A 16,006-nucleotide genomic window follows, 5' to 3' on the forward strand; every position below is an offset into this window, starting at 1 on the left:
AACTTTACCAAAACTATACAAGCAATTTACACAATCGTCATTCACAATTTACAAACGATTAGTAATATTAAGCATGTTCCGAAGCAATCAATTACGTGTAACCGTCGGACGGTGATGTTGCTCCATCACTAGTCGTAGCACTCCTACCCAGTTTTGCTATGATGGTTGCCGGGTTGGTTGCTTAATTTTGATAGTCAATTGAAGAAGGGGAGTTTCAATTATGAAAAAAGCACTGACACTCGGCGCATTGGCAGTAACGATGACCATTTTACTAGCTGGTTGCGGCAGTAGCTCAGCCACAAGTACGAAGAGTACTAGTAGCAGTAGTGGTAGTTCTAAGACTACTAAGATCGTTGCAACTGGTTCAACCGCTTTACAACCATTAGTGGAACAGGCTGGACAGGCTTACCAGAACGAACATTCGAACGTGACCATCAACGTTCAGGGTGGTGGGTCTGGAGCCGGCTTGAGTCAAGTGGCGAAGGGTTCAGTCAATATTGGGAATTCTGATTTATTTGCACAGGAACAAAAAGGATTAGACGCCAAAGGGTTAGTTGACCATAAAGTGGCCGTTGTGGGGATGGCACCTGTTATTAATAAGGATGCCGGTGTCACTAATATTTCAAAAGAACAACTTATCAAGATTTTCCAAGGCAAGATCACTAACTGGAAAGATGTTGGCGGTAAGGATGAAAAGATTACCGTGGTTAACCGTGCTCAAGGCAGTGGGACCCGGGCAACGTTTGAAAAATGGGGATTAGACAACGCGAAAGTTGCAACGAGCCAAGAACAAGATTCGAATGGGACGGTTCAAAAGATCGTTAGCACCACGCCTGGTGCCATCAGCTACTTAGCATTCTCATACGTTAAGAGCGACGTTCAAGCACTTTCCATTGATAACGTCAAACCAACCGAAGCCAACGTGGCGACGAACAAGTGGAAGATTTGGGCTTATGAACACATGTATACTAAGGGACAACCAACTGGAGAGTTGAAGAACTTCTTAACCTACATGACTTCTAAAGCCGTTCAAGGTAGCTTAGTTGAAAAATTAGGGTACATTCCATTGACTTCGATGAAGGTTGATCGTGGCCAATCTGGTGCAATTACTAATTTAAAATAAATAACAGACAAAAAGTCGAGCGGTAGCTCGACTTTTTTGGTGGGCTGTGATAAGTGCAGCACTGATTATAAAGATGAAAAACAAGCCATCGGCCCGAGTGTTAGGTGTCAGTATGAAGTCGAGCTGGGTAGCTCTATTTTGATTGCAAATCAAAGTTTGTGGGCTGCCAATTAATGCAGGTCAGCAGTTTGATTGTAATCTGCTTAACCTGTGGCAACTAGTTATCGGACACATTGACTGGAATTTCTGTAAATTGTTCGCCTTGCTCCGAAAAAGTTACCTGTCCGCTCAGAAGGTCAGTAATCGCCTGCTGAACCGTGGCAATTTCAGACTGAGTGACGGCAATGACTTGCGTGACTTGAACCCCATAGTCGGTATTTAGGGTCGTCAGTTTATTTTGTTCTAAATAGTAATTTAAAGCATCGACGTTGCGATAGTCGAGCGTGATGGCGATGCGGGTTTGGAGGACACGTTGCACTTTACCACTGACTTCGATTGCTTGCGCGGGGGTGCCATTGTATGCCCGGATGAGCCCACCAGCGCCTAGTTTGATACCACCAAAATAACGGGTCACGACCGCCAGTACATCGTGTAATTCGTTGGTTTTGAGCACTTCTAAGATTGGTGATCCCGCAGTTCCGACTGGTTCACCGTCGTCACTCATTCGTTGAATATGATCATCATCACCAAGCATGTAAGCGAAACAGTTGTGGTTGGCCTTAGGATTATCTGCTCGAACAGCAGCAATCTTGGCTTGAGCGTCTGCTTCGTCATTGATGCGGTAGAGGTGTGCGATGAATCGGGACTTTTTGATCGTTTGTTCGAATACTGTATCCTGGGTGATGGTGTAGTAGGATTTTGTCAAATTAATCGGTTCCTTTCGTGAATAAATCGTTGAATGGCGTACTTGATAACTAAGGAGGTGCGCATGATGGATGCACAAAGCTTATACGGTCGGCAACTCGCATTATCTGCAAGCGAGGCCACCGCATTGCCTACTGGCACGCAGATACTACCAGCAATGCAAGTCGATGAACACCATATTATCTGTCAGCGTTGCGGCAGTCACTTGGACCGATTGCGGGCGCAGTTACCCAATCAGCAGTATTACTGCTACCAGTGTTTGAATTTAGGTCGGGTGAGTACGTTAGTTAAACTCTATCATATGCCAGAACCGAATGCTTTTGCAACGGTCCCGGCTTGTACGTGGCAGGGGACCCTAACGCCTCAACAAGCGGCCTGTGCGCAATCAATCAAAGCTAACTTTATGGCGCACCAGCGGCAATTGTTGTGGGCGGTGACGGGAGCCGGAAAAACCGAAATGCTGTTTCCGGGGATTGCGTGGGCGTTAGCGCATAAATGGCGAGTCGCGATTGCTTCACCACGAGTCGACGTTTGTTTAGAGTTAGCACCACGGCTCCAAGCGGCCTTTGCCGATGCTCAGATTGCCGTGCTACATGGCCGTAACCCTGAACGCTATCGGTATACGCAACTGGCGATTTGTACGACGCATCAACTGCTACGTTTTCGGCGGGCGTTTGACGTGTTGATCATTGATGAAGTTGATGCGTTTCCGTTTGCTGCTAATCCACGCTTAGAATTTGCGGTGCGTCAGGCAGCCAAGGTGGACGGTGCGGTCCTTTATTTGACCGCGACGCCCAGCCAAAGTTTGTTGGCGCAAGTTCGTCGAGGTGAGCTGGCCATCAGTTATTTACCACTGCGTTTCCATCAACATTTATTACCATCGATTAAGGTCAATTTACAGCCAAAGTGGGCGCGACTATTGCAGCAAGGAAAATTACCACGGTGCTTGCTCCGGCAACTGCAGCGGTATCAACAGCAGCACCAACGCTTTTTACTATTCGTCCCGCGAATCCAGCACTTGGCACCAGTGCGGGCAGCGCTCCAGCACTATTTTCCCCATATGACGGGTGCAACGGTGTATTCGGCCGATCCTGAGCGATTGACGAAGGTGCAACAAATGCGAGATCAACAGTTTCAATACTTAGTAACAACGACAATCTTGGAACGTGGGGTGACGTTTCCGGGAATCGATGTGATTGTACTTGGTGCGGACGACGAGGTCTTTTCGACGGCGGCGTTGGTCCAGATTGCGGGGCGAGTCGGTCGCAGCAGTGATCGTCCGAATGGTCTTGTCTGGTTTATTTGTCACAGTCACGGACGCAATATCAAACGTGCTCAGCGCCAGATTCGGGCGATCAATCGAAAGGGGCGACAATTACGTGCCAGCATGCCTAATGTGCCACAGCACCATCACGACTAAGTTCACCTTGCCTTGGATTCTTAGTTGGCAACCGGTTATGCGACCAGCCGTCTGCTCGACCTGTTGGCGGCAATTTGTGCCGATCAAGCGGGCAACGGCGTGTGCGAGTTGTGGACGCGCGCAAGAACGGTCACAACCGTGTTCTGATTGTCAGCGTTGGCCTGAAATAGGCGCCTTTCACAATGAAGCGCTCTTTGAATATAATGAGGCGATGCACAATTATTTTCAGCGCTATAAATTTCAAGGTGATTACCAATTGCGCCAAGTCTTTGCATCAAGTATGCAGGCAGCGGTGGGACAACGGCACGCTGAGGCCTATGTGGTGGTGCCCGTTACGCCGACAACGATGCAGACGCGGGGCTTTAATCAGGTCACTGGCTGGTTAGCCGTGGCCCCCATGCCGGGGTTAGTGACTCAGGCAACCGCAAAGTCGGTGCCCCAATCCAAGAAGGACCGGCAAGCACGGCTAAAAACGCCGCAACCATTCAGATTGGCGCCTAACGCGATCGTAGCCGGCAAGCATCTATTATTGGTAGATGATATCTATACCACGGGGGCAACGATGCGCCACGCGGCAGCGTTGCTTTTGGAAAACGGTGCCAAGAGCGTGACGGGGCTAACCCTAGCCCGTTAATTTCAAGGGAAAGTGGCATTTGGATTGTTTATTATAGCGCTTTCTATTATAATGAAATTAAGCAAAGTAATTAAAGAGTGGTCCTTTAATTACTTTGGGTACACAGCAATGTGTGTGAAGGGAGAGAAGATCTATGCTAAATTTTAATATTCGCGGTGAAAATATCGAAGTGACCCAAGCAATTCGGGACTACGTTCAAAAACGGGTGGGTAAGTTACAGAAGTACTTTGACAATAATGTTGACTCAATTGCCCATGTCAACTTAAAAGTTCACCCAGACAAGACGGCTAAAGTCGAAGTCACCATTCCACTTCCCTATTTAGTTCTCCGGGCAGAAGAAACTTCTCCTGATATGTATGCTAGTGTTGATTTGGTTACCGACAAGTTGGAACGCCAAATTCGCAAGTATAAAACTAAAGTTAACCGCAAATCCCGTGAGAAGGGTTATAAAGCGATTGATTTTGCAGCGACTGATGAAACAGTTGCCGCTGCCGACAATGATCAGGACGATAAGTTAGACGTTGTACGCACGAAGCGAGTGGCTTTAAAGCCAATGGATAATGAAGAAGCGATTCTGCAAATGGATATGCTCGGCCATGACTTCTTTATCTATGAAGACGCGGAAACGGACGCAATTAACATCGTCTATCGGCGTAACGATGGTCGTTATGGTTTGATTGAAACCGACGACAATCACTAATTTTAACAAGTCATTTAATGAGAACTGGTCAGCTGACCAGTTCTTTATTTTTAGCTCGAAACGTATTCTGTCATAGTCGGGTGGACTAATCGGTTAAGGTGACCGCGCTCAGTGGGTCGCAAGTGAGCGTGTCATCAAACAGGTCTGAGCAACGAGCCGATGTTACAGTCGGAATTTGTTGAATTAAAGAACATGGGTCAGCGATTGTCCAGGTGTTGGTAAACACTAACATTCAGTTAAGGTTGTAAATAAAACGGCCGACGGTATCGGTTACATAGGGGCCTGTGGTTTTCATTGCTAGTAAATAATGGTAAAATGACAGATGGTATTTTATTTTGAAATGGACAATTGAAATTAAAATTAAGATTAATTATTTGGAGAGGATACGTAAATGGCCAACATTTTAAAACGCTGGGTTGAAAGCGACAAGCGGACTATTCGGCGTCTGGATAAGATTGCTAATAAAGTTGAAGCTTATGCTGACGAATACGGCAAGTTAAGTGATGCTGACTTGCAAGCGAAGACCCCAGAATTTCGTGAACGGTACAAGGAGGGCGAATCACTAGACGATTTGTTGCCCGAAGCATTTGCAACGGCTCGTGAAGGTGCGAAGCGGGTACTTGGTTTATACCCATTCCACGTTCAAATCCTCGGTGGGATCGTTCTGCATCAAGGTGATATTGCCGAAATGAAGACTGGTGAAGGGAAGACCTTAACGGCCACTATGCCAGTTTATCTGAATGCTATCTCTGGTAAGGGTGTCCACGTTGTCACAGTTAATGAATACTTATCAGCGCGTGATGCGACTGAAATGGGTGAACTCTATAACTGGTTAGGAATGAGCGTCGGCATCAACGGGGCTGAAAAGTCGCCTGAAGAAAAACGGGCCGCTTATAACGCCGATATTACTTATTCGACGAACGGTGAAATTGGGTTCGATTACTTACGTGATAACATGGTGGTCTACCGTGAAGACATGGTGCAACGACCACTGAATTTTGCCATCATTGATGAAGTTGACTCGATCCTGATTGATGAGGCTCGGACACCATTGATCATTTCTGGTCAATCAGAAGGTACAACGGGCATGTATAAGCGGGCTGACCGCTTTGCGAAGACGTTGACGAAGGATGAAGATTACAAGGTCGACTTGGAATCTAAGACGGTCGCATTATTAGACGAAGGGATCCGGAAGGCTGAAAAATACTTTGGCTTGGAAAACCTTTACGATACTGATAATACGGCGTTGAACCATTACTTGGATGAAGCTTTGCGTGCGAACTACATCATGTTGAAGGATAAAGACTACGTGATTTCAGACGGTCAAGCCTTGATTGTTGATTCCTTTACGGGGCGGATCATGGATGGTCGGCGGTTCTCAGATGGGTTACATCAAGCGATCGAAGCTAAGGAACACGTTGAGATTCAAGAAGAAACCAAGACGATGGCGAACATCACGTACCAAAACTTATTCCGGATGTACAAAAAGCTATCTGGGATGACCGGGACGGCCAAGACGGAACAAGAAGAATTCCGCGAAATCTATAACATGGAAGTTATTACGATTCCAACTAACCGCCCGATGATTCGTGATGACCGTTCAGATTTACTTTATCCAACCTTACAAAGTAAATTTAACGCGGTCGTTAAAGAAATTAAACAACTCCACGAAAAGGGCCAACCAATGTTAATTGGGACCGTTGCCGTGGAAACGTCAGAATATTTGTCGCATCGTTTGGATGAGGAAAACATTCCGCACGTGGTCTTGAACGCCAAGAACCATGCGAAGGAAGCTGACATTGTTGCAAACGCCGGTCAACGTGGTGCGGTTACCATTGCCACCAACATGGCTGGCCGGGGGACCGATATCAAGTTGGGACCTGGTGTTAAAGAAGTCGGGGGACTCGCTGTTATTGGGACTGAACGTCATGAATCTCGGCGGATCGATAACCAATTGCGGGGCCGTGCCGGTCGTCAAGGTGACCCTGGTATGTCACAATTTTACCTCTCACTTGAAGATGACTTGATGCTCCGGTTCGGTTCAGAACGGATCAAGAACTTCTTGCAACGGATGAACGTTGAAGACGATGATGCGGTCATTCAATCACGGATGATTACTCGACAGGTTGAGTCCGCTCAAAAACGGGTTGAAGGGAACAACTATGATTCCCGGAAGAACGTTTTACAATATGATGATGTGATGCGGGCGCAACGTGAAGTGATTTACGGCGAGCGGCAACAAGTTATTATGGAAGAAAAATCTTTGAAGCCTGTCATTATGCCAATGATCAAGCGGACCGTTGAACGGACGGTTCAGTTACACATGCAAGGCGATGCCAAGGACTGGGACTTAGATGCAGTTGTTGACTTTGCCCAGGCTGCGATGGTGAAAGAAGATTCAATTAGTGTGGCTGACTTGAAAGGTAAGTCGCCAGCCGAGGTTGAAGCTTACTTGATGGACCGGGTTGATAAGATTTATGCGGACAAGGCTAAACAGCTTTACGATGCGGGTCAGATGCTAGAATTTGAAAAAGTCGTTATTCTGCGAGTGGTCGATTCTCATTGGACGGATCACATTGATGCGATGGATCAACTCCGGCAATCGATCGGTTTACGGGGCTATGGTCAGTTGAATCCGTTAGTTGAATATCAACGAGACGGTTACCAGATGTTTGAAGAAATGGTCGCGGACATTGATTATGATACGACGCGGCTCTTCATGAAGTCTGAAATTCGCCAAAATATTCAGCGTTAAAACTTAACGTTAGTGCTAGCGAGTCTGAGACTAAGGTCTTGGGCTCGTTTTACGGTTAAATTTGATATTAAATAATTAATAAATAAGTTGAAAGAAGGATTCTTTGTGGAATTAAGTGAATATAAACACCTGATTGAAGAAATGCAAAGTGCTGTTGACGACTTTAGGGGGTCGCTTTGACTTAGATGCTTTGAACGAAAGCATTCAAGAGAATGAAGCTCGAATGGCCGAACCCGGTTTTTGGGACGACCAGGCTGCCGCCCAGAAAGTTATCGATGAGAATAACGTGTTGAAAGGAAAGTATGATACGTTTAAGCAATTAGCTGATGAAGTCGGTGACTTGGCAGTCGCTTATGAGTTACTGAGTGAGGAACCGGATGCTGAGATGCAGGCTGAATTTGAAACGGACTTTCAGCATGCTGAACATGATTTACAACAGTACCGGCTCAACTTACTTTTGGACGGTCCGTACGACCGCAACAACGCTATTTTAGAAATCCATCCCGGAGCTGGTGGAACTGAATCCCAAGATTGGGGTGCGATGCTGCTAAGAATGTACACGCGCTGGGCTGCAAGCCACGATTTCAAGGTCGAAACGGTGGACTACCAAGCTGGTGATGAGGCGGGCATTAAGAGTGTGACCTTATTAATTAGCGGCCACAATGCTTACGGTTATTTGCGGTCAGAAAAAGGTGTTCACCGCCTTGTCCGCATCTCGCCGTTTGATGCGGCTGGTCGGCGCCACACATCTTTTGCGAGTGTTGATGTGATGCCTGAGTTAGATGATACCGTGGATGTTGATATTCGACCTGAAGATTTGAAAATCGACGTTTATCGAGCCAGTGGGGCCGGTGGACAACATGTCAACAAGACTTCTTCAGCGGTTCGGATTACCCACGTGCCAACGGGAATCGTCGTTGCCAGTCAAGCGCAACGGTCACAATTACAGAACCGCCAAACAGCATTGAACATGTTGCGAGCGAAGTTGTACGAGCGTGAAGAAGAGAAGAAGGCTAAGGAACGGGCGGCCATCCAAGGTGAGCAGATGGACATTGGGTGGGGCTCACAAATTCGCTCCTACGTTTTTCATCCGTATACGATGGTCAAGGATCACCGGACTAATTATGAATCACATGATGGGCAGGCGGTCATGGATGGTGACCTCGATCCGTTTATGGATGCTTACTTACAATGGAAATTAGCCCAACGTAATCCGCAATAGATTGCACAAATACTAAGGTGACCTATCATTGCGCAGGTCGTCTTAGTATTTTTTTGGCTACTAGTCTTATAATATAGAGATATTAAAGCGGTAATAGCAGGACTGACGGAATTGAAACGGCGTTGGTCTCCTTGGGCAAAAATGCTATACTAACTTCAGAGTTTAACGTTAGGGGTCACGCACATGCAGGTATTAAAGATTTTTGAATTGTTTTTTTTACAACCGCTACTTTGGTTAGGATTGCTGCGTAGCTATTTAACCGCTAAACGGCGGGTAAAGAATGAACGGCAGCATTTTCAGAGTGCAATCAACCCACAATTAGTTGAAGTCCGCCACTTTTTAGTGGATGGCTGTTTGTTGGGAGTTCTAATGACAGTCATTAGTTTGGCGTTGGGATTAGTCGTGGCCCCCATCTGGGTGGTGATATACGAAATCGTGGCGGCCATAAGCTTGATTATCATTCCCGGTGCACTGATCCCAGTGACTGCTTTTGGTCTCAGCTGGTTGCTCTATTGGGTCATGAGCCCAGAATTAACCACGGTTGGGGGCGTTTTACAGCGGCACGGGATTGCCACGACTAGTATGAGTGGCAACTTAGTGGTGAACGGACTATTGCTACTAGCTATCGTGTTGGCGGCCACGGCGATCTTGTTGCGACGCCATGTGCATGAAGGTCGCTCACCGCAGTTACAGCCCGACCAACGTGGAAAGCGGCTTGTTCGTTACCAGTGGCAACAATTGTTAGTCTTACCAGTTGGAATACTGGTTCCCGGCGATTGGTTACACGCAACTATCAGCTGGTGGCCCGTGTTTATGGTCGGTGAACGGTCCTTCAGTATCTTGTTGTTACCTTTATTAGTTGGGACGAGTGTTCGCGTTTATAAGCAGTTACCGCAAGTTGCGTGGCGGCAGTTAGCGGTCCGCTATGGTTGGGTCGCGTGCGCAAGTGTTGTGGTTGCAATCATTGCCCGTTTTGCGGTGCTCAGCCCGCAGTGGTTACTAACGCTGATGGGACTAATCGTTGTGCTAACTTGGGGAATCTTAGCACAGCATCGTTATCATGATCGACACCAACAGTTTCGATATTCTGATACTGAACAAGGTGTGCGGGTGATCGGGCTACGACCACACACGCCAGCGGACAAACTAAATATCGATTTAGGAGATATTATTTTGGAATGTAACCGGCAACCAGTTAATACGGAAGCCGAATTTTACACGGCCCTACTGAAAAGTCCGACGTATGTTCATCTCAAAGTGCGTAATCGGCAACAGGAATTGATTATTACCGAAACGGCGATCTATAATGGCGCCCCACACGAGTTAGGAATTGTGTTATTCACTGATCAGGAGGATTAATGACCATGGATAAGATTTTAGTGGTAGACGACGAACCAGCTATCGTCACGTTATTATCATATAACTTGAAGCAGGCGGGGTACGAAGTTGTGACGGCGACGGATGGTGCGGACGCGTTGTCATTAGGCCTAGCCCAATCATTCACGTGCATATTATTAGATTTGATGTTGCCGAAACTTGATGGGATGGAAGTTACTAAAAAGTTACGGCAAGAAAAGATTCAGACGCCCATTATTATTGTGACGGCTAAAAATGATGAGTTTGATAAAGTGTTCGGTTTGGAATTAGGTGCGGACGACTACATCACTAAGCCGTTTTCACCCCGCGAAGTGCTCGCTCGGATCAAAGCTGTTATTCGGCGGACGACGCCGGACGAGCCCGTCACGCCACCGACACCGATGCCAGCTACCAATCGTTCGGTAATGCTGGTTGGGGATTTACAGATCGATCAAGACAAATACAGAGTCGCGCGGAACGGGCAAAATATCAGTTTGACACCAAAGGAATTTGAATTGCTCGTCTATTTTGTGGAACGAGAAGGCCGGGTCCTCAGTCGGGATGCAATCTTGAATCATGTCTGGGGCTACGACTATGCTAGTGAGACGCGAATCGTCGATATTCACATCTCGCATTTACGAGAAAAGATTGAAGTGGATCCTAAGCAACCGCGGTTGATCAGGACGGTCCGGGGCTTTGGTTATGAATTCGTTGGTGACGACCATGCATAATCGCTGGCAACAGACGACACGGCTGTTACTCATGGAAAATGTATTACTAGTCCTGATCGTGTTGCAGCATTTTTCGCCGATTAAGTGGTCCTGGCACTTAGTCGGCTGTTTAGTTGGCGCGTGGTTAGTTCTAGCCGTGATTGAGGGCTTGATTGCTTGGCGGCAACAAAGTGAACGTCAGCGCACCATTGACCGCATGGAAGCGAAACTTCGGCAGATGAGTAGTCAGCAATTTCCACCACATATCTTGTTACCACAATCGGACCCCCTCTATAGCTTGGCGCAAGCAGTCAATCAGTTAGAGAGTTACCAGAAAAATCAGACGCGTCGCGCGGAACTGCAAGAAAAAGAGTTAATGATGATTATGCGGTACCTGCCCGTGGGCGTGATGGTCATTGATCACCGGCGCCAGGTACAGTTATCTAATCCAGCGATGAGTGAATTATTACAAGTCTCAGTTAATACGGTGGCTCACATTTATACTAAGGATATTCAGTTGTATGCATTGACCAAGTTGATTGAGGATACGATTGCTAGTGGCAAAAATCAACGGGCAACGATCACCCTGACACCGGCACCTAACACGCAGGTAGTTGAGGCGTCGACTGTTTATATTCAAGGCAATCGGTCACAATTTCAAATTGTCTTGATGTTGTACGATATTACCGAAGTTTATATGATTGAACAAATGCAGGACGACTTTGTCAGCAACGCCAGCCACGAGTTAAAAACACCGATTACGGCGATTTCGGGGTTCACCGAAACGCTGTTAGGTGGCGCCAAGGATGATCCGGCGACACTTGACCAATTCTTGCATATCATTGCGGATGAGAGTCAGCGGTTAATCGACCTTATTCAAGATGTCCTATCACTGTCACGGATTCGTGCCCAGAACACGACGATGTTGACCGTAGTCCCGTTGGCCGTTCGACCGTTGATTGAACAGGAGCTGGCCGTGGTTCAACAGGCAATCGAACGCCAGCATTTAACGATCAATAATCAAGTCGATGCTGACCTAACGATAACAAGCGATTCACAGAAACTGAGTCAAATCATCAAAAACTTGTTAACGAATGCGATTAAGTATAACCGACCGCATGGTAGCGTTACGATTGCCACGATGGTCGGCCAGCAAACGTGGTCATTAATCGTCAAAGATACGGGGATTGGCATCAGTGCTGATGATCAACAGCGCATTTTCGAACGTTTCTATCGTGCGAGCCCGTCGCGTTCCCAGCAACTCGTGAGTGGCACGGGGCTCGGATTAGCGATTGTCCAGGAATTGGTCAACGCGATGCATGGCACGATCGACGTTGTCAGTCAACGGGGCGTGGGAACAACCATGACGGTCACCTTGCCACTAGTTGCGAGTGGGTCCACGAAGTAGTGCGAAGGATGTCAGCGACAGTGTGCGACTAAGTCAGCGCGTGACATCAGCTAAGTAGTGGATACGCCGTGATTAAATAATACTAATTGATAACGATTTTTAAGGTTAATGTAAACCTTGAAAATCGTTTTTTTGTGCACTTTTCTAATTGTCCTTTCATATTGAGGGCTGAAAGCCGTTAATAATTAAAAATATATCGACGTTTACACAATCTTTACAAAACTCATATAAAGCATTTACACAAACTTTGTATTATTGAATATGAGCAATGGGTAGGAGGTATATAGTTATGAAAAAAAGTCGGGTCATCCAATTAATCGTGTTGATTGCGATTATTGGACTAGTGGGGTTGGGGTACACACATCGTGACCGCACTAGTGCCAGTGAATCAATTACCGCGGTTGGATCCACGGCCTTACAGCCACTGGTTGAAGCAGCCGGTGAACAATACAGCAGTAACCATACCGGTGTATTCATCAATGTACAGGGTGGTGGCTCTGGAACGGGCCTTAGTCAAATACAGGCGGGAGCCGTGGCAATCGGTAATTCTGATATTTTTGCCGAGGAACAGTCAGGCATTACGGCGAGCAAGTTAATCGATCACCGGGTAGCCGTCGTTGGCATTGCCCCCATCGTTAATAAAAAAGCAGGTATCACCAATTTAACACAGCAACAATTGATTCAGATTTTTACGGGCAAGGTCACCAATTGGCGTGAAGTTGGCGGACGTAATTTACCGATTACGTTAATTAACCGTGCGCAAGGTTCCGGGACGCGTAAAACATTTGAACGATACGCCTTAAAGGGTAATCAGAGTGTTGATTCTCAAGAACAAGATTCTTCGGGATTAGCCCGGTCGATTGTTGCTAGTACCCCTGGTGCAATTAGCTATGTGGCCTTTTCTTACTTAGACAAATCAGTCCAAACGGTTAATGTTGATAGTGTCCGGCCAACCGAAAAAAATGTCCAGAATAATCGCTGGTACATCTGGTCTTACGAACATTTATATACGGGGAAGCACCCCAATCAGCTAACTAAAAAATTTATTGATTACATTTTATCAACCGCTGTTCAGCAAAAATTAGTCAAGCAGTTAGGTTATATTTCGGTCCATGACATGCAAGTACAGCGGAATGCGGCCGGCAAAGTTTCAGTTATGAAATGAGGGAGAGCGCATGGATAAAATTCGAGAAAGCTTATTAAAAAAATCAGTCGCTAGTAAAATTGAACGACGAGGTAAGACCATTAGCCTAGTGTGTCTAGCGCTAATTGTCGGTATCGTCTTTTTGATTTTCTACTTTGTCGCATCACGGGGGTTGGCAACCTTCTTTCAAAATCATATTAATCTGTGGCAATTCCTGAGTGGGACGCAGTGGAATCCTGGAACAGTCGGAACGAATGGGCAACCCGCTGTGGGGGCTTTACCGATGATTGTTGGGTCATTTCTGATTACGATTCTTTCTGCCTTGATCGCCACACCGTTTGCAATCGGGACGGCGGTTTTTATGACCGAAATTTCACCTCGCCGGGGTGCTAAGATTCTTCGGCCAGTTACGGAGTTATTAGTTGGTATCCCGTCCGTTGTGTATGGGTTTATTGGGCTACAAGTTGTCGTACCGTTTGTTCGTAATACATTCGGGGGTAGTGGTTATGGGATTCTTTCCGGGACTTTTGTCCTCTTTGTCATGATTCTACCGACCGTAACGTCAATGACGGCGGATGCGCTGAATTCGGTACCCCGTTATTACCGGGAAGCATCGCTAGCACTAGGGGCGACGCGCTGGCAAACAATTTATAAAGTCGTCCTGCGTGCGGCCATTCCTGGTATGCTGACCGCCGTCGTGTTTGGAATGGCTCGTGCCTTTGGGGAAGCCCTCGCGGTGCAAATGGTGATTGGGAACGCGACGTTGTTGCCGCATAACCTCGTTTCACCAGCCGCTACTTTGACAAGTATTTTGACGATGGGAATCGGGAACACTGTCATGGGGTCATTACAAAATAATGCATTATGGTCATTAGCCATGATCCTGTTATTGATGTCCTTAGTCTTTAACTTAGTCATTCGCTACATTGGTCGAAAGGGGAAATTAAACCATGAACGCTAAACGCATCGATAAAATTGCCACTGGCGTGCTGTATGGCGTCGCAGCCTTTGTGGTCATCATCTTAGTTGCCCTCCTGGGATACATCCTGATCCAAGGGGTACCCAAAATTTCGTGGCATTTTTTAACGTCACCAGCCCTGGCTTTTGAAGCGGGTGGTGGGATTGGCATTCAGTTGTTCAACTCCTTCTACTTACTATTTTTAGCGTTATTGATTTCATTACCGATTTCACTGGGTGCGGGGATCTATCTGAATGAATACGCGCCACAAAATACGGTGACCGGCCTCATCCGGACGACCATTGAAATTCTGAGTTCGTTACCATCCGTAGTTGTTGGGCTGTTCGGATACTTGTTCTTTGTTGTGCAGTTCAAGTTAGGCTTCTCAATTCTTTCGGGGGCATTTGCACTGACTGTCTTTAACTTACCGATTCTAACTCGGAGTATTGAAGAAGCACTCGCCAATATCTCAGATAATCAACGGGAGGCCGGCTACGCGTTAGGCTTATCACGGTGGGAGACGGTGACGAAGATCGTAGTTCCCGCCGCCTTACCAAGCATTTTAACGGGGGTCGTCTTGAGTGCCGGGCGCATCTTCGGTGAAGCCGCAGCTTTAATCTATACCGCGGGGCAAAGTGCCCCCGCCTTGGACTTTGGTAACTGGAATCCGTTTGATATCAGTAGTCCACTCAGTCCACTACGTCCGGCCGAAACGTTGGCCGTTCATATTTGGAAGATCAACTCAGAAGGAATCATGCCGGACGCCAAAGCCGTTTCGGCGGGGGCTTCAGCCGTATTAATTATTGCGGTATTGCTCTTTAACTTCTTAGCTCGTTGGCTTGGCAAACGCTTGTACAAACACTTAACCGCTGAATAGAGGAGGCCGTTTTGATGGCAGATAACACAATGACGACAACACAACGTAACATCATGACGTTTGATCCTAAAGACCATGAAATTGCGCTTTCAACCGAGGATTTACACGTCTTCTATGGTAAATCGGAGGCTATTTCAGAGGGTGACTTACAGTTTGAACGTTATAAGATTAGTGCGTTGATTGGCCCGTCCGGTTCCGGAAAGTCAACCTACTTGCGCTCGCTAAACCGAATGAATGACCGGATTGCAACGGTTAAGGGTAAGATCATGTATCGCGGCTTAGATATTAACAGTAATGATATTGATGTCTATGAGATGCGCCGGCACATTGGTATGGTGTTTCAACGCCCTAATCCATTTGCAAAATCAATTTATGAGAATATTGCTTTTGCACTCCGCCAGCGCGGAATGAACAAGAAACAAGACTTGGATGAAATTGTGGAACGGTCTTTACGACAAGCGGCGATGTGGGATCAAGTTAAAGATGACTTGAATAAAAGTGCGTTAGCTCTATCTGGTGGGCAGCAACAGCGACTCTGTATTGCTCGGGCAATTGCAATCAAGCCAGATATTTTACTGCTCGATGAACCAGCGAGTGCGTTGGATCCAGTATCGACAAGTCAAATTGAAGATACCTTGTTAGAACTAAAGCAGAATTACACCATCATTATTGTGACGCATAATATGCAACAAGCATCGCGAATTAGCGACTATACCGCGTTCTTTAACCTTGGCAAAGTCCTAGAATACTCAGAGACCGGTGAGATTTTTACCAATCCTCAGGTTGATCTGACGAATGACTACATTTCCGGAAACTTTGGATAGGAGGACCGTTT

General features: G+C 46.7%; 14 protein-coding genes. 13 read left to right on the forward strand and 1 reads right to left on the reverse strand.

The genetic code is table 11. The features are described 5' to 3' along the window. Positions 1-220: 220 nt before the first annotated feature. The gene (locus V7R88_RS02710; protein WP_054399105.1) at positions 221-1,123 is read left to right on the forward strand and encodes a phosphate ABC transporter substrate-binding protein; all 903 of its coding nucleotides are present in this window, start codon (positions 221-223) and stop codon (positions 1,121-1,123) included. Between the two features lie 217 nt (positions 1,124-1,340). On the opposite strand, the gene V7R88_RS02715 is transcribed toward V7R88_RS02710, so the two are convergent. After that, entirely contained in the window at positions 1,341-1,988 is a 648-nt protein-coding gene (locus V7R88_RS02715; RefSeq protein ID WP_054399102.1) for a YigZ family protein, read from the reverse strand. Between the two features lie 66 nt (positions 1,989-2,054). Between V7R88_RS02715 and V7R88_RS02720 the strand changes: the two genes are divergently transcribed. The 12 genes from V7R88_RS02720 to pstB all read left to right on the forward strand — a co-directional run bounded on the left by V7R88_RS02720 (position 2,055) and on the right by pstB (position 15,995). Next, positions 2,055-3,407: a DEAD/DEAH box helicase gene (locus tag V7R88_RS02720; protein WP_338816594.1), complete on the forward strand. Its 1,353-nt coding sequence runs from the start codon at positions 2,055-2,057 to the stop codon at positions 3,405-3,407. Beyond that, positions 3,367-4,041: a ComF family protein gene (locus V7R88_RS02725; RefSeq protein ID WP_054399098.1), complete on the forward strand. Its 675-nt coding sequence runs from the start codon at positions 3,367-3,369 to the stop codon at positions 4,039-4,041. Before V7R88_RS02720 ends, V7R88_RS02725 begins: the two co-directional genes overlap by 41 nt. 133 nt (positions 4,042-4,174) lie before the next feature. Beyond that, positions 4,175-4,741, forward strand: a complete 567-nt coding sequence (gene hpf / locus V7R88_RS02730; RefSeq protein ID WP_003637821.1) for a ribosome hibernation-promoting factor, HPF/YfiA family — start codon at positions 4,175-4,177, stop codon at positions 4,739-4,741. Positions 4,742-5,132: 391 nt separating this feature from the next. Further along, positions 5,133-7,496 carry a preprotein translocase subunit SecA gene (gene secA / locus V7R88_RS02735; protein WP_003643952.1) on the forward strand — a complete coding sequence of 788 codons (2,364 nt, stop codon included), beginning with the start codon at positions 5,133-5,135 and terminating at the stop codon, positions 7,494-7,496. Positions 7,497-7,601: 105 nt separating this feature from the next. After that, positions 7,602-8,718 (forward strand): peptide chain release factor 2 gene (gene prfB, locus V7R88_RS02740; protein ID WP_338816397.1). Its coding sequence is split into 2 segments (ribosomal slippage): positions 7,602-7,673 and positions 7,675-8,718, totalling 1,116 coding nucleotides; the frame shifts between segments, so codons are not numbered across the junction. Between the two features lie 183 nt (positions 8,719-8,901). After that, on the forward strand, positions 8,902-10,077 hold the full coding sequence (locus V7R88_RS02745) for a PDZ domain-containing protein (RefSeq protein WP_054399094.1): 1,176 nt from the start codon (positions 8,902-8,904) through the stop codon (positions 10,075-10,077). Continuing rightward, positions 10,077-10,805 carry a response regulator transcription factor gene (locus V7R88_RS02750; RefSeq protein ID WP_338816398.1) on the forward strand — a complete coding sequence of 243 codons (729 nt, stop codon included), beginning with the start codon at positions 10,077-10,079 and terminating at the stop codon, positions 10,803-10,805. The genes V7R88_RS02745 and V7R88_RS02750 overlap by 1 nt, the downstream gene beginning before the upstream one ends. After that, a complete protein-coding gene (gene pnpS, locus V7R88_RS02755; protein ID WP_338816595.1) occupies positions 10,798-12,192 on the forward strand; it encodes a two-component system histidine kinase PnpS in 1,395 nt (464 codons plus the stop codon). Before V7R88_RS02750 ends, pnpS begins: the two co-directional genes overlap by 8 nt. 289 nt (positions 12,193-12,481) lie before the next feature. Then, complete coding sequence (locus V7R88_RS02760) at positions 12,482-13,357, forward strand: phosphate ABC transporter substrate-binding protein PstS family protein (protein WP_054399092.1); 876 nt, start codon at positions 12,482-12,484, stop codon at positions 13,355-13,357. Between the two features lie 10 nt (positions 13,358-13,367). Continuing rightward, positions 13,368-14,297, forward strand: a complete 930-nt coding sequence (gene pstC, locus V7R88_RS02765; protein WP_054399090.1) for a phosphate ABC transporter permease subunit PstC — start codon at positions 13,368-13,370, stop codon at positions 14,295-14,297. Continuing rightward, on the forward strand, positions 14,287-15,171 hold the full coding sequence (pstA, locus tag V7R88_RS02770) for a phosphate ABC transporter permease PstA (RefSeq protein ID WP_003641001.1): 885 nt from the start codon (positions 14,287-14,289) through the stop codon (positions 15,169-15,171). The genes pstC and pstA overlap by 11 nt, the downstream gene beginning before the upstream one ends. 14 nt (positions 15,172-15,185) lie before the next feature. Next, positions 15,186-15,995 carry a phosphate ABC transporter ATP-binding protein PstB gene (gene pstB / locus V7R88_RS02775; RefSeq protein WP_063724040.1) on the forward strand — a complete coding sequence of 270 codons (810 nt, stop codon included), beginning with the start codon at positions 15,186-15,188 and terminating at the stop codon, positions 15,993-15,995. The last annotated feature ends 11 nt before the right edge of the window (positions 15,996-16,006 follow it).

The sequence above is a fragment of the Lactiplantibacillus argentoratensis genome (assembly GCF_037290055.1).
Taxonomy (GTDB): Bacteria; Bacillota; Bacilli; order Lactobacillales; family Lactobacillaceae; genus Lactiplantibacillus; species Lactiplantibacillus plantarum.